The organism is Streptomyces sp. CNH189 (genome assembly GCF_000527195.1).
On record NZ_AZUS01000010.1, the window covers coordinates 186,704 to 207,105 of the forward strand.

General features: G+C 72.0%; 18 protein-coding genes and 1 tRNA gene. 7 read left to right on the forward strand and 12 right to left on the reverse strand.

What is annotated here, in order from left to right:
• Positions 1–25 precede the first annotated feature (25 nt).
• Positions 26–1,483: an NsdA family TPR-like regulatory protein gene (locus B100_RS0116130; RefSeq protein ID WP_024885472.1), complete on the reverse strand. Its 1,458-nt coding sequence runs from the start codon at positions 1,481–1,483 to the stop codon at positions 26–28.
• A 285-nt stretch (positions 1,484–1,768) separates the two neighbouring features.
• Here B100_RS0116130 and B100_RS0116135 point away from each other — a divergent pair, with 285 nt between their 5' ends.
• On the forward strand, positions 1,769–2,155 hold the full coding sequence (locus B100_RS0116135) for a hypothetical protein (protein WP_024885473.1): 387 nt from the start codon (positions 1,769–1,771) through the stop codon (positions 2,153–2,155).
• 191 nt (positions 2,156–2,346) lie between these two features.
• Complete coding sequence (locus B100_RS0116140; RefSeq protein WP_024885474.1) at positions 2,347–3,216, forward strand: fused MFS/spermidine synthase; 870 nt, start codon at positions 2,347–2,349, stop codon at positions 3,214–3,216.
• A 90-nt stretch (positions 3,217–3,306) separates the two neighbouring features.
• On the opposite strand, the gene B100_RS0116145 is transcribed toward B100_RS0116140, so the two are convergent.
• A complete protein-coding gene (locus B100_RS0116145; RefSeq protein ID WP_024885475.1) occupies positions 3,307–3,852 on the reverse strand; it encodes a hypothetical protein in 546 nt (181 codons plus the stop codon).
• A 146-nt stretch (positions 3,853–3,998) separates the two neighbouring features.
• Here B100_RS0116145 and B100_RS0116150 point away from each other — a divergent pair, with 146 nt between their 5' ends.
• From B100_RS0116150 to B100_RS0116160, 3 genes are all read left to right on the forward strand, one after another.
• Positions 3,999–4,733, forward strand: coding sequence for a response regulator transcription factor (locus B100_RS0116150; protein ID WP_199785255.1), 735 nt, complete (start codon positions 3,999–4,001; stop codon positions 4,731–4,733).
• Positions 4,730–6,139, forward strand: a complete 1,410-nt coding sequence (locus tag B100_RS0116155) for a sensor histidine kinase (protein WP_024885477.1) — start codon at positions 4,730–4,732, stop codon at positions 6,137–6,139. Before B100_RS0116150 ends, B100_RS0116155 begins: the two co-directional genes overlap by 4 nt.
• Before the next feature lie 110 nt (positions 6,140–6,249).
• On the forward strand, positions 6,250–7,704 hold the full coding sequence (locus B100_RS0116160; protein ID WP_024885478.1) for a cellulose binding domain-containing protein: 1,455 nt from the start codon (positions 6,250–6,252) through the stop codon (positions 7,702–7,704).
• A gap of 210 nt (positions 7,705–7,914) precedes the next feature.
• Here the strand turns inward: B100_RS0116160 and B100_RS0116165 are convergent, their stop codons facing one another.
• The 4 genes from B100_RS0116165 to B100_RS0116180 all read right to left on the reverse strand — a co-directional run bounded on the left by B100_RS0116165 (position 7,915) and on the right by B100_RS0116180 (position 12,761).
• On the reverse strand, positions 7,915–9,354 hold the full coding sequence (locus tag B100_RS0116165; RefSeq protein WP_024885479.1) for a GH1 family beta-glucosidase: 1,440 nt from the start codon (positions 9,352–9,354) through the stop codon (positions 7,915–7,917).
• Positions 9,355–9,469: 115 nt separating this feature from the next.
• Positions 9,470–10,375, reverse strand: coding sequence for a carbohydrate ABC transporter permease (locus tag B100_RS0116170; protein ID WP_024885480.1), 906 nt, complete (start codon positions 10,373–10,375; stop codon positions 9,470–9,472).
• 11 nt (positions 10,376–10,386) lie between these two features.
• Positions 10,387–11,397, reverse strand: coding sequence for a carbohydrate ABC transporter permease (locus B100_RS0116175; protein WP_024885481.1), 1,011 nt, complete (start codon positions 11,395–11,397; stop codon positions 10,387–10,389).
• Between the two features lie 5 nt (positions 11,398–11,402).
• On the reverse strand, positions 11,403–12,761 hold the full coding sequence (locus B100_RS0116180; RefSeq protein WP_024885482.1) for an extracellular solute-binding protein: 1,359 nt from the start codon (positions 12,759–12,761) through the stop codon (positions 11,403–11,405).
• A 342-nt stretch (positions 12,762–13,103) separates the two neighbouring features.
• On the opposite strand from B100_RS0116180, the gene B100_RS0116185 reads away from it, so the two are divergent.
• Positions 13,104–14,159: a LacI family DNA-binding transcriptional regulator gene (locus B100_RS0116185; RefSeq protein ID WP_024885483.1), complete on the forward strand. Its 1,056-nt coding sequence runs from the start codon at positions 13,104–13,106 to the stop codon at positions 14,157–14,159.
• Between the two features lie 146 nt (positions 14,160–14,305).
• Here the strand turns inward: B100_RS0116185 and B100_RS0116190 are convergent.
• From B100_RS0116190 to B100_RS37615, 4 genes are all read right to left on the reverse strand, one after another.
• Positions 14,306–14,378, reverse strand: a tRNA-His gene (locus tag B100_RS0116190).
• Between the two features lie 120 nt (positions 14,379–14,498).
• On the reverse strand, positions 14,499–15,101 hold the full coding sequence (gene orn / locus B100_RS0116195; RefSeq protein WP_024885484.1) for an oligoribonuclease: 603 nt from the start codon (positions 15,099–15,101) through the stop codon (positions 14,499–14,501).
• Between the two features lie 123 nt (positions 15,102–15,224).
• Complete coding sequence (locus B100_RS0116200; protein ID WP_024885485.1) at positions 15,225–16,457, reverse strand: helix-turn-helix domain-containing protein; 1,233 nt, start codon at positions 16,455–16,457, stop codon at positions 15,225–15,227.
• Positions 16,458–16,844: 387 nt separating this feature from the next.
• Positions 16,845–17,258, reverse strand: coding sequence for a hypothetical protein (locus B100_RS37615; RefSeq protein ID WP_024885486.1), 414 nt, complete (start codon positions 17,256–17,258; stop codon positions 16,845–16,847).
• 334 nt (positions 17,259–17,592) lie between these two features.
• On the opposite strand from B100_RS37615, the gene B100_RS0116210 reads away from it, so the two are divergent.
• Positions 17,593–18,120, forward strand: coding sequence for a universal stress protein (locus B100_RS0116210; protein ID WP_024885487.1), 528 nt, complete (start codon positions 17,593–17,595; stop codon positions 18,118–18,120).
• 142 nt (positions 18,121–18,262) lie between these two features.
• On the opposite strand, the gene glmS is transcribed toward B100_RS0116210, so the two are convergent.
• Complete coding sequence (gene glmS, locus B100_RS0116215; protein ID WP_024885488.1) at positions 18,263–20,080, reverse strand: glutamine--fructose-6-phosphate transaminase (isomerizing); 1,818 nt, start codon at positions 20,078–20,080, stop codon at positions 18,263–18,265.
• 12 nt (positions 20,081–20,092) lie between these two features.
• Positions 20,093–20,350, reverse strand: coding sequence for a hypothetical protein (locus B100_RS0116220; protein ID WP_006131553.1), 258 nt, complete (start codon positions 20,348–20,350; stop codon positions 20,093–20,095).
• Between the last annotated feature and the right edge of the window lie 52 nt (positions 20,351–20,402).

Sequence of the window (20,402 nt, forward strand, 5' to 3'; positions counted from 1 at the left end):
CCGTGCCGGTCCGTCCGCCGCGGGGTCAGATCACGCGCGGCAGCGAGGCGTGGCGGTCCAGGAACTCCGAGACGCCGGACGCGCGGCGGTGCGGCAGCAGCACGCGGGAGGTGCCGGACAGCATCGTGCGGACGCGGGACGACTGGACCTCGGTCAGCAGGTCCAGGGCGCGCATGCCCGCCTGCGCCGCCTCGTCGGGCAGGCCGCCGCGCGCCAGGTCGTCGGCCAGCTCCGCCGTGTACAGAGCGATGTTGCGGGTGAAGTGCGGGTCCTGGAACTCCGCCGCCCGGCGCGCGTGGCGTGCCGCGCGCGGCCAGTCGCCCAGCGTGGACCAGCACTGGGCCTCCAGGCCCTCCAGCTCGGCCTCCCCGTAGAAACTCATCCACTCGGGATCCGCCTCCGTGGTGCCCCGCTGGAAGTAGGCGTGCGCCCGCGCCAGCGCCTGCTCGCACCCCGCGCGGTCGGTGAGCCCCGCCCAGCCGCCCGCCTCGCGCAGCGCCAGCAGCGACATCAGCCGGGGCGAACCGAGCGGCCGGGCCGCCCGCTGGGCCGCCTGCGCCGCCCGTACCGCCTCCCGGGGCCGGCCCGCGTCACGGGCCAGGAACGCCGTGTTGCAGAAGGCGTGCGCCTCCAGCCCGGCGTCGCCCGTCACGCGCGCGGTGGCGAGCGCCTCCGCGTAGTGGGAGCGCGCGTCGTCGAAGCGGCCCGAGTCGTGCGCCAGCCAGCCCACCGAGATGGCCAGCTCCCCGGCGCCCGAGTACAGCCGGTCCGCCGTGCGCTGCCGGGTCGCCCCGGCGTCGAGCAACGCGTACGCGGCTCGCAGCGGGGCCGCCGCGCGGCGGTAGAGCCCGTCCGCGCCGTGCCGGTCGTCGAGCAGCCGGATCCGGCGCACGGCCTCTTCCAGGGCGCACGCCTCGCCGGTCCCCACGCGGCGCACGGGGCGCTGCGCCGCCGAGGCGTCGGGGGCGAGCCCGTAGGGGCTCAGCGTGGCGGCGGCCACCGTGGCGCCCCCGCCGGTCATGAATGCGCGACGCAGCACGTCGCTCTCCTCGTAGTCGTGCGGGTCGTACTCGTCGTACGTGTCGTACCGGTTGTGCGTCTCATACGGTTCGCACGTCCCGCTGTTCTCACTCGTGGCGTTCGGCGGATCCTCCGTGCGGGCCGCGGGGACGTCCCCGGCGGCCCGGTTCCGGCGCCCGCGGACCGACGAGCGGGGCGCGAAGCCCAGGTCGGTCAGTGTGCGGCCGGGGAACATGTGCAGGAACACCCGCTCGTAGGCGTAGTTGGGGCAGCGGATCTCGCCCGCCTCGACCCGGTGCACGTACCGCGCGTCACAGCTGACCCGCTCGCCGATCTCACGGGCGGCCCGCCGTACCGCCGCGGCGAACTCGGCCGGCGAGCGCGATCCGCGCAGGTGCCGGAAGACGAGGTTCGGCCGCGGCGGCCGGGCTGGCTGGGACGAGGGCACCGATGACGACGCCATGGCCGGGTCCTCTCTGCGAACCGTCGAACCATGCCGGGATCGGGGTGGCTTGTCCGAGTGCCACCCTGTTTCCGGCGGGCATGAACGTACCTGCTGTGACGGGCTGGGTACGCTGAGTTTGGCCACATGCCGGATATGTCGTCCGCGTTCTGCCATGAAGTGCCATCCTTTGCGGCGGACTTCTGCCGTAGCCCTTGACGACGCGGCTCGTTGGGTTCAGTGGACCGGGAGCCCCCCGACTCCCGACCCCTAGTCCGAGCGGGATGTGTGGTGGAGGCCGGGATGATGACGACCAGTCGGAAGAACGACCCTTTGGAACCCGCCGGTCCGGACTGCGACGTGGTCACGGTCCCGGCCCGGCAGGGCCTGGAGGCGGTGGACATCCTGCGGCGCGGAGCCGGTGACGCGGTGGGCCCCGTCCTGCACGACGGCGGCGGCGACACCCTCGCCTTCCTGGTGCCGCCGGGGACCGCGGCCGCCTGGGACGTCCCCGGCAGCGTCTGTACGGAGACCGACGGCCGTGGACTGCGGCTGGCCCCGGACGCGCCCGAGGAGGGCTCGGACTGGCTGGTGCCGCCCGGCGAGGCGGACCTGGCGACGGACCCGGCGGTGCTGCGTGAGGCACTGGGCGAGGCCCAGCGGATGATCGAGGCGGCGGACAGCTGCAGCTGAGGGACGGCCACGCCTGGACCGGCCGCGGTGCCTGTGCGGAGGGCCGCACCTGAGTGGGCAGGCGCGCCTGGGTGGGCAGGGACGCCTGACCGGTCGTCGCGCCTGAGCGGAGAAGCGTCCCTGAGCGAGCGGGCGGCCGCACCTCTGCTACCGGTCGCAGGGCCGCGCCTCCCGCCTGGGACAATGGCCGCATGGGTAGGGCCAGGAGCAGTGGACGTGGGCAGCCGGCCGCCGAGGCCGTCGCCGAACAGGTCGACGGAGGGCTCGCCCAGCTCGTCCCGGACCGCGACCGGCCGCGCGCCTGGACGCTGCTGATCGACGGGGCGCCGCAGTCGCACGTCGACCTGGACGACCCCGCGTACCTCTCCTTCGAGTACCAGCGCCGCTTCGGGCACGTCGTCGACCTCGTCGCTCCGGCCGGCAAGCCGCTCCAAGCCGTGCACCTCGGCGGCGGCGCCTTCACCCTCGCCCGGTACGTCGCGGCCACCCGGCCCCGCTCCACCCAGCAGGTCGTCGAGCGCGACGCGGCGCTGGTGCGCCTGGTGCGGCGCGAACTGCCGCTGGACACCCGGGCGCGGATCCGGGTGCGGGCGACGGACGCCCGCGAAGGGCTCGCCAAGGTGCCCGACGGCTGGGCCGGCCTCGTCGTCGCCGACGTCTTCGGCGGGGCCCGCACCCCGGCCCACCTCACCTCGACCGAGTTCCTCGACGCCGTCCGCCGGGCCCTCGCCCCGGGCGGCGTCTACACCGCCAACCTCGCCGACGGGCCCCCGCTCACGCATCTGCGCGGCCAGATCGCCACCGCCGCCGCCCGGTTCACCGGACTCGCGCTCATCGCCGACCCGGCCGTACTGCGCGGCAAACGGTTCGGCAACGCGGTCCTGGTCGCCTCCGACGCTCCGCTGCCGCTCGCCGAGCTGACCCGCCGGGCCGCCTCCGACGCGCACTCCGGCCGGGTCCTGCACGGCCGTGAGCTGCTCGACTTCACCGGCGGCGCGGCCCCGGTGACCGACGCGGCGGCGGTCGCGTCACCGGCCCCGCCGGCGTCCGTCTTCCGCTGAGCGTCGCGAACCGCCCGACGCCCGGCCGACGTTCACCGGGCCGGCCTCCGACCCGCGCCGCACTCCTGCCGAACTCCCGCAGCCCCGGCCTCAGTACGTGTTGATCTCCACCCGTGGCGGGCCGTCGTGCCAGGTGCAGAACACCGAGACCCGGTCCGCGCCGGAGGCGAACTCCACCCGGATCCACGTCTCCGTCTTCCACACCTGCATCGACCAGCCGGCGCCCGGAGTCGCCGACACCAGTGACGCGGAGGCCTCGCCGATGTCGAACACCGCCCGGCCGCCCCGGGTGTCGTAGCTCTTGACCTCGCCGGCCGCGGTCGTCGGCGGCGCCGCGGGCGGGCCGGCGGGGGGAGGGGTGCGCGAGGGCGTCGGGTCCGGCGTACGGGAGGGTGTGGCGGGCCTGTCCGACGGGGAGGGGGACTTCGCCGTCTCCTTCTCCTCCTTCGACGGCTCGACGGACGGGCGCCGGGTGGACGAGGACACCGCCTGCTCCTCGCCCGCCGGGATCGGCAGGGCGCGCGGCGGGTCGTATGCCGTGCCCTCCATCACCGTGCTGACACCCCACCACGACAGCGTGACCGCCGCGCCCGTGGCGAGCAGCCAGGCCAGTACGTGAAGGAGTCCTCTGTGCATCGTCGGGCCATACTGCCCCACCCGCCCCACCCGTGTCGCGCCCCGGGGAAGGCGTGGAAGGCCCGTCCACAGGCCTTCGGGCAGCTCGTCCGGAGTTGTCCACAGGCCCGGGCCGACCCCGCCCGGCATGGCGTACGGTGCCGCCCATGGCAAGTGTTCTCGTGGTCGAGGACGACCAGTTCGTACGTTCGGCGCTCATACGGCAGCTGACCGACGCCTCGCACACCGTGCGCAGCGTCGGCACCGCGCTCGAGGCGCTGCGCGAGGTCGCCCATTTCCGCTTCGACGTGGTCGTCCTGGACCTCGGACTGCCGGATCTCGACGGCTCCGAGGCCCTGAAGATGCTCCGCGGCATCACCGACGTACCGGTCATCGTCGCCACCGCACGGGACGACGAGACGGAGATCGTGCGGCTGCTCAACGCCGGTGCGGACGACTACCTGACCAAACCCTTCTCGGTGGAGCACCTCTCCGCCCGGATGGCGGCCGTGCTGCGCCGTGCCCGCTCCGGCGGCGGCGAGGCGGCGCCCTCGCCGGTGATCCGGGTGGGCGGGCTCACCGTCGACCCGCTGCGCCGCCAGGCCGAACTGGACGGCGTACGACTCGACCTGACCCGGCGCGAGTTCGACCTGCTCGCCTTCCTGGCCGGGCGGCCCGGCGTGGTCGTGCCCCGCCGGGAGCTGCTCGCCGAGGTGTGGCAGCAGTCCTACGGCGACGACCAGACCATCGACGTCCATCTGTCCTGGCTGCGCCGGAAACTGGGGGAGACCGCCGCGCGGCCCCGCTACCTGCACACCCTGCGGGGCGTCGGCGTGAAGCTGGAGCCGCCGGCGACCGCCGCCGGGGGCGCGCACATGCCCGGAGCGGAGCCACCCCGATGAGATGGGCCCTGGTGAAGGTGTCGCTGGCGGTGACCGCGATGGTCGTGGTGGCCTTCGCGGTCCCGCTCGGTCTGGTCATCCGCGAGATGGCCCGCGACCGTGCCTTCGCCGGCGCCGAGCGGGAGGCGGCGGCCGTCGCGCCCGCGCTGTCCATCACCACCGACCGCGCCCAGCTGGAAAGGGTCGTCGCCTCGGCCGGCTCAGACGCCGCCATGGCCGTGCACATCCCGGCGAGCGGCGGCGGACAGGCCCTCGACATAGGGGAGCGGCGCGCCTCCGACGAGGACATCGCCGCCGTGCGGGAGCTGGGCCGTGCCTCCACCTCCTCCGTACCCGGCGGTTCGGCGCTGCTCCAGCCGGTCGCGCTCAGCTCCGGCGAGATCGCCGTCGTCGAGGTGTTCGTGCCGGAGGCCGAGGTCACCAACGGCGTCGGCACGGCGTGGGCGGTCCTCGCCGCCGTCGGCGTCGCCCTGATCGTCGGCTCGGTCGCGGTGGCCGACCGGCTGGGCGTGCGGATGGTGCGCCCCGCGCAGCGGCTCGTCGAAGGGGCACACGAACTGGGTGAGGGCAAGCTGGGCGCCCGGGTGCCCGAGGAGGGGCCGACCGAACTGCGCCTCGCGGCCGTGGCGTTCAACTCCATGGCCGACCAGGTCGTCCAGCTCCTCGCCAACGAGCGGGAGCTGGCCGCCGACCTGTCGCACCGGCTGCGTACCCCGCTGACCGTGCTGCGGCTCAACGCCGCCTCGCTGGGCGACGGCCCGGCCGCCGAGCAGACCCGGTCGGCGGTCGAGCAGCTGGAGCGGGAGGTGGACACCATCATCCGCACCGCCCGGGACGCCAAGCCCCAGACGGCCGCCGCCGGGCCGGGCGCGGGCTGCGACGCGGCCGAGGTGGTGCGTGAGCGGATGGCGTTCTGGTCGGCGCTCGCCGAGGACGAGGGCCGCAAGTGGCGTGTGGCGGGGGCGGACCGGCCGGTGCGCATCCCCGTGGCCCGCACCGACCTGGCCGCGGCCCTCGACGCCCTCCTCGGCAACGTCTTCCGGCACACCGCCGAGGGCACCGCCTTCGCCGTCGACGTGCACAACGGCGAGGACGCGGTGATCGTCCTCGTGTCCGACGCGGGCCCCGGGATAGCCGACCCCCAGGCGGCGATGGCCCGCGGCCGGGGCTCCGGCAGCGACGGCTCCACCGGGCTCGGCCTGGACATCGTGCGCCGCCTCGCCGAGTCGACCGGCGGCGACGTGCGGATCGGTTCGTCGGTGCTCGGCGGGACCGAGGTGCGCCTGTGGATCCAGCTCGACGGCCGCGAAAGGTCCCCGCGCCGGCGCGGACACCGGGGCGGTGTCCGGCGGCGCGGACCGGGCCGCGCGGCCCGGTCCTTTAACCGCTCCCGATCCCTTCCTTAAGCGGACCCTAAGATCCCCGACCGCTCCCCGGAACAGGCGAGTTGTCCGATTCCGGATCGCTAGCGTGCTGCCGCACACCCCCCACGAACGGCGACGAAGGCAGGCACGCGATGAGTACGCACCGGCGCAGGATCAGCGGCAGGAACAAGGCGATCGGCGCGGTGGCCGCCGCGGCCGTGGCCGGCGGCGGGGCGTTCCTGTTCACCAGCACCGCGCAGGCCGCGGGCGTGGCAGCCGCGTACACCCGGACCAGCGAGTGGCCGACCGGCTACACCGCCCAGTACGTGGTGACCAACAACAGCGGCGGGAGCGGCGACTGGACGCTGGAGTTCGAACTGCCGGCCGGCACCGAACTCGGCTCGCTGTGGAACGCCGAGTCGCGGGTGAGCGGCCGGCACGTCACCGTGACGCCCCCGAAGTGGGACACCGACGGCCTGGCCCCCGGCGAGTCCGTCACCGTCGGCTTCGTCGTCAAGGGCACAGCCGACCCCACCGGCTGCCTCGTAGACGGCGCCACCTGCGGCGAGGGCGGGCCCGCGCCGGAGCCCAGCGGCCGGCCCACCGACACCCCCACCCAGCAGCCCACCCCCACCGAGGAACCCACCCGCCCCGGCGACCCCGCCACCGAGCCGGCCCCCGAGCCCACGCGGACCACCGGCGGCGGCTCCGCGGACGGCGCCGGCTTCGCGCCGTACGTCGACACCTCCCTCTTCCCCGCGTACGACCTGCTCGCGAGCGCCGAGGCGACCGGCGTGAAGGAGTACACCCTGGCGTTCGTCACCGACGGCGGCGGCTGCACCCCCAGGTGGGGCGGTACCGGAGGCCTCCGCGACAACGCTGTCGCCGGGCAGATCGACGCGCTGCGCGCCGCGGGCGGCGACGTCCGTGTCTCCTTCGGCGGCGCGGCCGGCTCCGAACTCGGCACCACCTGCACCTCGGTGGACGCGCTCACCGCCGCCTACACCGAGGTCGTCGACACCTACGGACTGACCAAGGTCGACTTCGACGTCGAGGGCGGCGCCCTGCCGAACGCGGCCGCCAACACCCGCCGCGCCCAGGCGATCGCCGCGCTGCAGAAGTCCCACCCGGACCTCGACGTCTCCTACACCCTGCCGGTCATGCCGGAGGGGCTCACCCAGGACGGGGTGGACCTGCTCGCCGACGCCGAGCGGAACGGCGTGCGGATCGACGCCGTCAACATCATGGCGATGGACTACGGGCCCGCCTACAGCGACGACATGGGCACCTACGCCGAGCAGGCCGCCACCGCCACCCAGGCCCAGATCAAGGGAATCCTCGGGCTCGGCGAGGCCGAGGCGTGGAAGACGGTCGCGGTCACCCCGATGATCGGTGTCAACGACGTCGTCACCGAGATCTTCACGGTGGAGGACGCCACCCAGCTGGTGAACTTCGCCAAGGCCAAGGGCCTGGGCCGGCTGTCGATGTGGTCCGGCACCCGCGACCAGCAGTGCCCCGGCGGTCAGAAGCCGTCCGCCGACGCCACGTGCAGCTCGGTCCTCCAGGAGAAGTTCGCCTTCTCGAAGGCGTTCGCGGCCTACAACTGATCCTCCGGCGCCCCCACGAAGGGCGTCCACCAGCCACCGCGAACAACGGGGACGCGCGTGCCCCGGCCGGACCTCCCCCCACCCGGCCGGGGCACCCGTGCGTCCGGTGGCAGGCCCTGACGCACGCGAGCGGGACGCGGCACTCCCCAGGGACACCGCGCCCCGCCCCCCGAACCCGCGCCCCGTTCCTCCCGGAACCCCGAGGGCCGGTCAGATGCCCTCGGGCTCCGGAAGCTCACCCGACTTGGCCGCCCGCGCGTACCACAGGGCGCTGGACTTCGGCGTCCGCTTCTGGCTGACGTAGTCGACGTAGACCGCGCCGAAGCGCTTCTCGTAGCCGTAGGCCCACTCGAAGTTGTCCAGCAGCGACCACAGGAAGTAGCCGCGCACGTCCGCGCCGTCGGCGATGGCCCGGCGCACAGCGGAGAGGTGGCCGTGCAGGTAGGCGACGCGCTCGGGGTCGTGGACCCTGCCGTCGGCGTCCGGCTTGTCGTCGTAGGCGGCGCCGTTCTCGGTGATGTAGAGCGGCAGGCCGGGAGCCTCGCGGTGGTAGCGCATGATCAGCTCGTGCAGACCGGTCGGGTCGACCGACCAGCCCATCTCGGTCTGCTCGCCCGGCGACTGGTGGAAGGCCACGTCGTCCGAGGCGGGCCACGGCGAGTGCTCGCTGGCCCCGTGGCCGTCGGCGCGCGGGCCCTTGTCGTCCGGGTCGGCGGCCGACACCAGGGTCGGCGTGTAGTAGTTGAGACCCAGCGCGTCGATCGGCTGGTGGATCGTGTCCAGGTCGCCGTCCTGGATGCACGACCAGTCGGTCACCGACGACGTCGCCTCCAGCAGCGTCTCGGGGTAGGCGCCGTGCAGGATCGGGCCGTGGAAGATGCCGCCCGACAGGTCGTCGATCTTGCGGGCCGCCACCACGTCCGCCGGGGACTGCGGGTTCAGCGGGCGCACCACGGAGGTGTTCAGGCTGAGGGAGATCTGGCTGCGGGCCGGCAGCACCGTGCGCAGCGCCTTGGTGCCCAGGCCGTGGGCCAGGTTCAGGTGGTGGGCGGCCTTCAGCGCGGCGGCCGGGTCGGTGCGGCCGGGCGCGTGCACACCGGAGGCGTACCCGAGGAAGGCGCTGCACCACGGCTCGTTGAGGGTCATCCAGGTGTCCACGCGGTCGCCGAGCGCCTCGCCCATGATCTGCGCGTACTCGGCGAAGCGGTAGGCGGTGTCGCGCTCCGGCCAGCCGCCGGCGTCCTCCAGCTCCTGCGGGAGGTCCCAGTGGTAGAGCGTGACGGCCGGCTTGATGCCCTTCGCGAGCAGCTCGTCGACCAGCCGCCGGTAGAAGTCCAGACCGCGCTGTACGGCCGGGCCCCGGCCGGTGGGCTGCACCCGCGACCAGGACACGGAGAAGCGGTAGGCCTGCAGGTTGAGGTCCGCCATCAGCGCCACGTCGTCGCGGTAGCGGTGGTAGTGGTCGACAGCGACGTCACCGGTCTCGCCGCCGGCGGTCTTGCCGGGCGTGTGACTGAAGGTGTCCCAGATGGAAGGGGTACGTCCGTCCTCCCGCACCGCCCCCTCGATCTGGTACGCGGAGGTCGCGGCGCCCCAGAGGAAGGCCGGAGGAAAGGTCACCGGGGTCGCCGGCGTGGCGGAGTCAGACATGGAAGCGCTCCCATAGAGGTCGCATAGAGGTCGTTGAAGACCGACGAGTACGTAAGGAGAAGGAAGGGGGCCGGGACGGCGGCGACCCGGCCCCACGGGTGTCGGGGTGCGGGCGTCAGCCCTTCACGGCGCCCTGCATGATGCCGCCCACGATCTGCTTGCCGAAGATCGCGAAGACCAGCAGCAGGGGCAGCGTGCCCAGCAGCGCGCCCGCCATGATCAGGGACTGGTCGGGGGTGTAGCCGCGGCCGAGGCCCGCGACGGCGACCTGCACCGTCGGGTTGCCGGTCTGCGTCAGCACCAGGAACGGCCACAGGAAGTCGTTCCACGCCTGCACGAACATCAGCATGCCGAGCACGGCCATGGCCGGCCGCGCGGCCGGGAAGACCACGTGCCACACCACGCGCCAACTGCTCGCGCCGTCCACCCGGGCGGCCTCGATGACCTCGTCGGGCAGCGCCTGCAGAAGGTACTGCCGCATGAAGAACACACCGAACGCGCTGACCAGCGACGGGAAGATGACCGCCTGGAGCTGGTCGGTCCAGTCGAGCTTGGCCACCATCATGTACAGCGGGATGATGCTGAGCTGCGGCGGAACCATCATCGTGCCGATGACCAGCAGCATGAGGGCGTTGCGGCCCTTGAACCGCAGCTTGGCGAAGGCGAACCCGGCGACCGTCGACAGCACCACGATGGTCACCGCGGAGATGCCCGCCACGATGGTGGTGTTGAGGAAGGCCTCGCCGAGGTTGGCGTCCTTCCAGGCGATCTCCAGGTTCTTGAACAGGTTCGAGCCGAACCAGAGCGGCGGGGGGTTCTCCGCCAGGCGCTGGTTGTCACGGGACGCGGCGATCGCGGTCCACACCAGGGGGAACAGCGACACGAGCGTGAACACGATCAGGACCGCGTAGGCGATCGGACCGCCGTGCAGGGTGCCGCCCGCACGCGCCGACTTCGGCAGGCGCGAGCGCTTCTCTTCCTTGACGATCGGTGTCTCGGGGGGCGTCACAGTCGTCGTCACGGCCACACTCCTTAACTGCTGGCGCGCAGCCGGCGCGAGATGAGCTGGTTGATGATGGCGATGACGATCAGGATCGCGAACATGGTCCAGGCGATCGCCGAGGCACGGCCCAGGTGCTGGTTGACCCAGCCCTGTTCGTACAGGTACAGGCCGAGCGTCTGGAACTGGTGCTCCGCGCCGCCCGACGCGCCCTTGTTGGGGTCGAACAGCAGCGGCTCGCCGAAGACCTGGCTGGCGCCGATCGTCGAGACCACCACGGTGAACAGGATCGTCGGGCGCAGCGAGGGCAGTGTCACGTGCAGGAACTGCCGCCAGCGGCTGGCGCCGTCCAGCGCCGCCGACTCGTACAGGTCCTGCGGGATGGCCTGCATCGCGGCGAGGTAGATCAGCGCGTTGTAGCCGGTCCAGCGCCAGATGATGATCGTGGACACGGCTATCTGGCCGGGCCACTTGTCGTCCTGCCAGCCGATCGGATCGATCCCGACGGCGTCGAGCACCCAGTTGATCATGCCGTAGTCACGGCCGAAGAGCAGCACGAACACCAGGGTCGCGGCGGCGATCGAGGTGGCGTACGGCGCGAGCATCGCGACCCGCCAGAAGGTCGAGGCGCGCAGCTTGTAGTTCAGGATGTGGGCGATGCCCATGGCGATCATCAGCTGCGGAACGGTGGAGATGATGCCGATGGTCAGGGTGTTCTGCGCCGCGTTCCAGAAGAAGTCGTCGTCGAAGATCCGGGTGTAGTTCCTCAGCCCGACCCAGTCCATGTCGGTCGGCGCGGTCAGCTCGACCTGGTGCAGCGAGGCCCAGCCGGTGTAGATCAGCGGGAACAGCCCGAAGGCCGCGAACAGCAGGAAGAACGGGGCGACGAACGCGTAGGGGCTGAAGCGGGCGTCGCGCTGCCAGCGGCGGGACAGTTTGGCCCGGCGCCTGCCTTCCTTGTCCACGGAGGGGCTGCCGGGCGCACGGCCCGGGGCCGCGCCCCCCTTGACGGGGGACGCGGCGGTGTCGGAACGGGTGGCCATGCGGGTCACTTGTCCAGGTTGTTGTCGATGGTCTTGGTGGCCGTCTCCCAGGCCTCCTCGGCCGACTTGCCCTTCGTCACGAGGATGACGCCGTTGTCGGTCAGACCCTGCTGGATGATCTGGTCCTTCGGGCCGATCACCTGGACGGGGATCTGCTTGGCGGCCTCGGAGAAGATCGTGCCGATCGGGGCGTCACCGGTCATCTCGTTCTTCGCGCCGGTCACCTCCGGGCTGTCGAACGCGGCCGTGGCGCTCGGGAAGGAGCCCTGCACCTTGAACAGCTTCGCCTGCTGCTCGGGCGCGGTCAGCCAGGCCACCAGCTTCTGCGCCTCCTCGACGTTCTTGCCGCTCTTCGGCACGCCGAGGAAGGAGCCGCCCCAGTTGCCGGACTTCGGGGCCACGGCGACGTCCCACTTGCCGGCCGCGTCCGGCTTCGACTTGCCCTTGATGTAGCCGAGCATCCACGGCGGGCAGGCGACGGTGGCGAACTTGCTGTTGGCGATGGTGGTGTCCCAGGCCGGCTGGAACTGCGTCTGCGACTGGACGAGGCCCTTCTCGGCCGCGTCCGCGGTCAGGTCGAAGGCGGACTTCACGGCCGGGTTGGTCTTGTAGATGACCTCGCCGGACGCGTCGTAGAACTTCTCCTTCTCACTGCTGAGGACGGCGTTCAGCAGACCGCCGGGGGAGTCCATGAAGAAGGTGTCCTTGCCGGCCGCCTTCTTGTACTTCTCACCGGTCGCCAGGAACTTGTTCCAGTCGCCCGCCCACAGCTTGCCGACCTCCTCGCGGTCGCTCGGCAGGCCGGCCTTCTCGAAGAGGTCCTTGCGGTAACAGATGGCCATCGGGCCGACGTCGGTGCCGAGGGCGATGGTCTCGCCGCCCTTGGCGGTGGCCTGCTCCCACTTCCAGGGCAGCCAGCCGTCCTTCTTCACACCCTCGACCTTGGACATGTCCGTGAACTTGTCCGCCTGGGTGCCGACGACCTCGGCGATGTTGGCGACCTCGATCGCCTGCACGTCCATCAGCCCACTGTTGGTGGTCAGGTGGTTGACGAGAGCGGGGTAGTAGTTCTCGTTCCGCTCGACGACGTTTTCCTCGATCTTGATGTCCGGGTTGAGCTTCTCGTACTCGGCGTAGAGACCCGCCTCCTTGAAGCCCATGGTGCCGAACAGACCCAGGGTGATCTTGGTCTTGCCCTCGCCGGACGAGGAACCACCAGAGCTGTCGTCGCCGCCGTCGTCGGCGCAGCCGGCCAGCAGCCCGGTGCCCAGCGACACCACGGCCGCTACGGCCAGCGCCCGGCGGGCGAAGGGCTTCCCCCCGCCCGACCGCTGCCTGGTGAGGGGCAGGGTACGTGCTCGCATTGCGTCCTCCTGTTGCCCTGACGTGCCGACCCCCCGGCCAACGGCGTTGTTGACCCGTATTCTGCGCGTTGCGGCTCGGGCGGGGAACGTGCGGGTTGTGTATGTGTCAGGTACCGTGGGAGCGCTCCCACAAGTGATGTGTTGAAGAGTCGCGGGTCCGGGCGGGGGTGTCAAGGGAACAGACACCGCAAAGTGCGTTCAGTTATCTGCCCGTTAACTTGGCCGGGGGGACCGTCCTTCGGAACGCCGGAGTCCGCACGGACGCCCTCGCGGGGTGGTCACCGTCACTGCCGGGGCTGTTACATTCCAGGCCAGCGTGACACACAAAGGAAGGCGGGGCGGATGGCAAGCCACGGAGTGCGGGGCCGAAGTGGTGGCCGCCCCACCCTCGAAGAGGTGGCAGCACGCGCCGGAGTGGGCCGTGGCACGGTTTCACGGGTGATCAACGGCTCGCCCCGGGTGAGCGACGCCACACGCGCCGCCGTGGAGGCGGCCGTCGCCGAACTCGGTTATGTCCCCAACACCGCGGCCCGCGCCCTGGCGGCCAACCGCACCGACGCCATAGCCCTCGTGGTGCCCGAGCCCGAGACCCGCTTCTTCACCGAGCCCTACTTCTCCGACATGCTCCGCGGGGTCGGCGCCGCCCTGTCCGACACCGAGATGCAGCTGCTGCTGATCTTCGCGGGCAGCGACCGGGAGCGGCAGCGGCTCGCCCAGTACCTGGCCGCGCACCGGGTGGACGGGGTGCTGCTGGTCTCGGTGCACGCCGACGACCCGCTGCCCGACATGCTGTCCCAGCTGGAGATCCCGGCGGTGATCAGCGGCCCCCGCTCGGCGGAGGAAACGCTCACCTCGGTGGACTCCGACAACTACGGCGGCGCCCGGCAGGCCGTCGAGCACCTCATCGGCCGGGGGCGGCGGACCGTCGCCCACATCACCGGCCGCCTGGACGTCTACGGCGCCCAGCGCCGCGTCGGCGGCTACCGGGACGCGCTGCGCGACGCCGGCCACCCGGTGGACGAGCTGCTGATCGAGCCGGGCGACTTCTCCGAGGGCGGCGGCCGGCGCGCGATGACGGCCCTGCTGGAGCGCCGCCCCGACCTGGACGCCGTCTTCGCCGCCTCGGACGTCACGGCGGCCGGTGCCCGGCAGGCGCTGCGCGAGGCGGGCCGCCGCATCCCGGACGACGTGGCGCTGGTCGGGTACGACGACTCCGCGATCGCCCGCCACATGGACCCGCCGCTGACCAGCGTGCGCCAGCCGATCGAGGAGATGGGCCGGGCGATGACCGACCTGCTGCTCGCCGAGGTCGCCGACCGCCGCCCGACCGCCACGCGGGAGTTGGAGCGCCGTCAGATGGTACTGGCGACGGAACTGGTGGAGCGCGCGTCGTCCTGAGCGGCGAGAGAGGGGGCGGGACGGCTGCCCGCCGTCCGCCCCTCTTCCATCCGGAGCGTACGGGGATGCCCCGGGAGACGTCCGTAGGCGCCCGGAAACGTCAGCAGCCGGTGACCCCTTGCGAGGTCACCGGCTGCTGCGGTGAGGGTGAGTGACGGGACTTGAACCCGCGACATCCTGGACCACAACCAGGTGCTCTACCATCTGAGCTACACCCACCATGGACCGGTTCCGAGGAGGTCAGTGACTTCCCTGACCGGCCGAGAAAAAGTGTACAGGGTCCGAAGGGGTGCTCGCGCCCACCTTTCCGCGCGGCCCCCCTGAACCCCCTCCGTACACCTACTGAGCAGGCAGGACGTGCTTCGCGGCGATCTTCTTCGCGGTGTCGGAGTCGGGTCCCGGCTGGGGCACGAAGACGGCCTCGCGGTAGTACCGCAGCTCCGCGATGGACTCGCGGATGTCGGCGAGCGCGCGGTGGTTGCCGTTCTTCTCGGGGCTGTTGAAGTACGCCCTCGGGTACCAGCGGCGGGCCAGCTCCTTGATGCTGGACACGTCGACGATCCGGTAGTGGAGGTAGTCCTCCAGGGTCGGCATGTCGCGCAGCAGGAAGCCGCGGTCGGTGCCGACGGAGTTCCCGCACAGGGGCGCCTTGCCGGGCTCCTTGACATGCTCCTTGATGAACGCGAGGACGCGCTGCTCGGCGTCCTCCAGCGTCGTGCCGTCCGGCAGCTCCTCGAGCAGCCCCGACGCGGTGTGCATCGCGCGCACCACCTCCGGCATCGTCTCCAGGGCCCGCTCCGGCGGGCGGATGACGATGTCGACGCCCTCGCCGAGCACGTTCAGCTCGGAGTCGGTCACGAGGGCGGCCACCTCGATGAGCGCGTCGTCCGACAGCGAGAGGCCGGTCATCTCGCAGTCGATCCACACCATGCGATCGTTCATGTGTCTAACCATACGGGGCGCGGCGCCGTGCCGGACCGGGTGGTGAGGTGGGGATTCCCCGGATGTCTCCGCACAGCCGTGAGGGCCGCAGGCACACGGCCTCCGGCCCTCACGGCGGTCACCTCACGGCGCGCTGCGCTGCCCCGGTACGCCCGGGGCCGAGGCGGTCAGGGACGGGCCCAGGGCGCCGGCCGTCGCCGTACGGCGGGACTGGTGCGGGACCGGGCTGTCCGGGTACGACGACGGCGGCACCGGGTGTCCCGTGTGGGCCGGCTGGCCGGACGGGACGGGCCCCGGGGAGCCGGGCGTGTTGTCGGGGTCCTGGCCGCGGTCCGCCTGCGGGCGCCGTGCGCGGTACGCGGCCCGGTAGGCGGCCGGGGACGAACCGAGCTGGCGCCGGAAGTGTCCGCGCAGCGCGACCGGCGAGCGGAAGCCGCAGCGGCCGGCCACCTCGTCCACCGAGTAGTCCGACGTCTCCAGCAGGCGCTGCGCCTGGAGCACCCGCTGCGTGATCAGCCACTGCAGCGGCGCGCTGCCGGTCAGCGAGCGGAACCGGCGGTCGAAGGTGCGGCGGCTCATGTACGCACGGGCGGCGAGCGTCTCCACGTCGAACTGCTCGTGGAGGTGCTCCAGCGCCCAGGCGACGACCTCGGCGAGCGGGTCGGCGCCGATCTCCTCCGGTAAAGACCTGTCGAGGTAGCGCTCCTGGCCGCCGCTGCGGCGCGGCGGGACCACCAGGCGCCGGGCGAGCGCGCCGGCCGCCTCGTTGCCGTGGTCCGTGCGCACGATGTGCAGACACAGGTCGATGCCGGCCGCCGTGCCCGCCGACGTCAGCACGTCCCCGTCGTCCACGAACAGTTCGCGTGGATCGACGTGCACCGACGGATAGCGCTTGGCCAGCGTCGGCGCGTACATCCAGTGGGTGGTCGCGGGACGGCCGTCCAGCAGGCCAGCCGCCGCGAGGACGAAGGCGCCGGTGCACAGCCCGACGATGCGGGCGCCCTCCTCGTGGGCACGGCGCAGTGCGTCCAGTGCCTCCTCCGGTGGCGGGGAGGTGATCGATCGCCAGGCCGGCACCACGACGGTGCCCGCCCGGGATATCGCCTCCAGGCCGTGTGGCGCGGTGAGTTCCAGGCCCCCTGTGGTCCGCAGCGGGCCGTCCTCGCCGCCGCACACCAGCAGGCGGTAGCGCGGCACGCCGGCGTCCTGGCGGTCAACCCCGAACACCGACAGCGGTATGGAACTCTCGAAAATGGGGCCGCCGCTGAACAGCAGCACCGCGACGATCTCCTTGCGGCGGCGCCCGGAGAGTTTCCTGGCAGCGGTTTCCGGCGCGGCAGTGGAGTCGTGGCTCATCCTGCTAAGCCCCCCTCGGTGGTCGCGGCGCCCTGTTCCCTTCGGGTCTGTCGCTCCAACACGTTTCCCCTCGGTCCTGCACGAGTCCCCCGCCGTAAGACAGTCAAGATCGAATCTACTGTGTCCCGTCGTGCACCGCTGGCCAGTTCGGCACTCGGTGCATTGTCGACTTGGCAACTTGGCGTGAAGCATTCGATCACGAAGCGTTGCACTCGCGCGCCGTGCAGGGAAGTGCGCCTTGTCGCGGTGGCCAAACCGCATAGGGTGCGCGGGGCTCCCGACTCCCTCTTCGTGCAGGTGGAACGGGGGTTGGGGGGTGGTCACGGCAGGGGACGCGCCAGGACCGGAAGTTGGCTGAAAAGAGACGGGCGTGGGTGCGGAAACCGGTCAACCGGCCGGTGTGTGTCCTCCGTCGCGCGGGGCGTACGCCCGCGCCCTCGCGCCCGCTGCTCGACGCCGTCCGTGCCGCGTGCGTGACGGGGCCGACGGCGTTCGCACGGCCGCCCGTTGGGAGCGGCGCAGCAGCAGCCGGCAGACGGCCGCGACGGCCGCCAGGCCGCACGCCACGCCGGCCGCCCCGGCGAGCGAGGAGCCGCACCACAGCAGCACCACGGGAACCAGCAGACAGCTGAAGACCGCCCAGCGGAGCAGGTCGTCCGCGGGGGCCCGCTGGGGCGTCGCGGGGTGCGGTCGGGGCGGGGAGCCGGCGGTGCGGTCGGGGTTCTGGCCGGGGGCGGGGTTCGGGCTCCGGCCGGGGGCGAGGCTCGGGCTCCGGTCGGTGGTGGGGGCGGGGCCGGGCATGGGGTGCTCCCCTGGGGCGTGGTTCACGGGAGTCCAACGGCGGGGCGGGCCGCCGGTCACCGGTTCCGGGGCCGGACGGCTCTTGCGTTCTGCGGGGGCCCACTCTGGCCGTCAAGCGAATACCGCGCAAACCGCCTGTACAGGCCAGCAACCGTTGCGTCGCGGGCGGACCCTCGTGCATGCTCCGGGGAACCCGCCTTCCGGCTCGCGCGGGATCTGGGCCCGGGAGGCGTGCCGCCGTACCCTTGGGGGTATGGGGTTGGGAAGATACTTCCCGGACACAGCTCCGCCGCCCACTGTCGTCCCCACAAAGGATCACAACCCCGAGACAGCCATGGCCGGTCACGAATTCTTCGAACCCGCGGACCGCAAGCGGCCGGTCGCCGATCCGACGGCGGCCGAACCCCTGGCGGCGGAGGAATCACGCCATGCGTGCGATCCCGCCTTCCGGCACGGGGTGGTGGTCGGCTTCGACGGGTCCACGTCCAGTGAACGGGCCCTCGCGTACGCCATCGGCATGGCGCGCCGCTCCGGGTCCGGACTGATCATCGTCCATGTGGCGAACCGGCTGCCCACCACGGTGTGGGCGGGGTGCGAGCCGCCGGTCTTCGTGGACGTCCCGGACCACCGTACGGAGGTGCTGGGGCTCGAGCTCGCCTGTGCGGACTATCTGGCCGAGGTGCCGTGGATCCTCGTCGAGCGGGGTGGGGACATCTGCCACGAACTCGAAGAGGTGGGGCGGGAGTACGAGGCCGATGCGATCGTCGTGGGTTCCACCCACGGGCTCGTGGGGCGGCTTTTCGGGTCGGTTGCGGGGAGGTTGGCGAAGCGGGCGCAGCGGCCTGTCGTCGTCATTCCATGACGTGAGCTTGCAGAAGCGGGCCCCCACGTGTTGATCGGCAACACGTGGGGGCCCGTTCTGTTTGCACGGCCTGTGCGGGTGGGTGGGGGCTTGTCGCGCAGTTCCCCGCGCCCCTTACGGGGCGCTGTCCCTCAGGGGGTGATTATTCGACCGTGACCGACTTGGCGAGGTTGCGGGGCTTGTCGATGTCGCGGCCGAGGGCCAGGGCCGTGTGGTAGGCGAGGAGCTGGAGCGGGATGCCCATGAGGATCGGGTCCAGCTCGTCCTCGTTCTTGGGGACCAGGATCGTGTGGTCCGCCTTCTCCTGCTCCTGGTGCGCGACGGCGACGATCCGGCCGCTGCGGGCCTTGATCTCCTCCATCGCCGCGCGGTTCTTCTCCAGCAGGTCGTCGTCCGGGACGATCGCCACGGTGGGCAGGGCCGGCTCGATCAGGGCCAGCGGGCCGTGCTTCAGCTCGGAGGCCGGGTAGGCCTCGGCGTGGATGTACGAGACCTCCTTGAGCTTCAGGGAGGCCTCACGGGCCACCGGGTAGCCCCGGACGCGGCCGATGAAGAGCATCGAGCGGGCCTCGGCGTACTCCAGGGCCAGCTTCTTGATCTGCTCCTCCTGCTCCAGGATCTCGGCGATCTGGGCGGGGAGGCGGCGCAGTCCCTCGATGATCCGCTTGCCGTCGCGCACGGAGAGGTCGCGGGTGCGGCCCAGGTGCAGGGCGAGCAGCGCGAAGGCGACCGTGGTGTTGGTGAAGCACTTGGTGGAGACGACGCAGACCTCCGGGCCGGCGTGCACGTAGACGCCGCCGTCGGCCTCGCGGGCGATCGCGGAGCCGACCACGTTGACCACGCCGAGGACGCGGGCGCCCTTGCGCTTCAGCTCCTGGACGGCGGCCAGCACGTCGTACGTCTCACCGGACTGGGAGACGGCGACGTACAGCGTGTCGGGGTCGACGACCGCGTTGCGGTAGCGGAACTCGGAGGCCGGCTCGGCGTCGGCGGGGATGCGGGCGAGCTCCTCGATCATCTGCGCGCCGATCATGCCGGCGTGGTACGAGGTGCCGCAGCCGAGGATCTTCACGCGGCGGATGCGCCGGGCCTCCCGGGCGTCCAGGTTGAGGCCGCCCAGGTGCACGGTGGAGAAGCGGTCGTCGATCCGGCCGCGCAGCACGCGGTCCACGGCCTCGGCCTGCTCGTGGATCTCCTTGTGCATGTAGGTGTCGTGGCCGCCCATGTCGTAGGAGGCGGCCTCCCACTCCACGGTGGTGGGCTCGGCGGTGGTGCGCGTGCCCTCCGTGGTGTAGGTGCGGAAGTCGTCGGCCGTGAGGGTGGCCATCTCGCCGTCGTCGAGGGTGACTATCTGGCGGGTGTGGGCGACCAGCGCGGCGATGTCCGAGGCGACGAACATCTCCTTCTCGCCGATGCCGAGGACGACCGGGGAGCCGTTGCGGGCGACGACGATGCGGTCGGGGAAGTCGGCGTGCAGCACGGCGATGCCGTAGGTGCCCTCGATGAGGCGGACGGTCTCGCGGACCTTGTCCTCGAGCGTCTCCGCCGTCGAGCGGGCGATGAGGTGGACGAGGACCTCGGTGTCGGTCTCGGAGAGGAACTCGACGCCGTCCGCCTCCAGCTTGCGGCGCAGGTCGGCGGCGTTGTCGATGATGCCGTTGTGGACGACGGCGACCTTGCCCTCGGCGTCCAGGTGGGGGTGGGCGTTCACGTCGGACGGCGCGCCGTGGGTGGCCCAGCGGGTGTGGGCGATACCGGTGGTGCCCTTGAAGCGCGCCGGGACCTTGGCCTCCAGGTCGCGCACCCGGCCCTTGGCCTTGACCGTCTTCAGGGTCCCGGTCTTCGGGGCGGTGACGGCGATGCCCGCCGAGTCGTAGCCGCGGTACTCCAGACGCTGCAGCCCCTCGAGCAGCAGGGGGGCGACCTCACGCCTGCCGATGTAACCGACGATTCCGCACATACAGGTATGTTCCTAGCCGTAGACGATGCGGCGCAGCTGCCGGAGCGAGAGCTCGGGCGGCGCCACCGCGCGGTATCTCAGGTCCGCCTCGATCCGTTGGAAGATCGTCGCGTTCACCAGGCCCTGGGCCTGGAGCTCGCGGTGGCGGCGACGGACGTACTCCTCGGTCGTCTCGTCGAAGTAGGCGAGCACGTCCTGGATCACCCGCAGCGCCTCGCCCCGGCTGAGGGGCGTGGACCGCGTCAGATGATCGACAAGTTCGTCGTGCACTCGATGATCCTGGGGTACCGCCGACGGTTTCGCAAGAAACGTGCCCGATTTC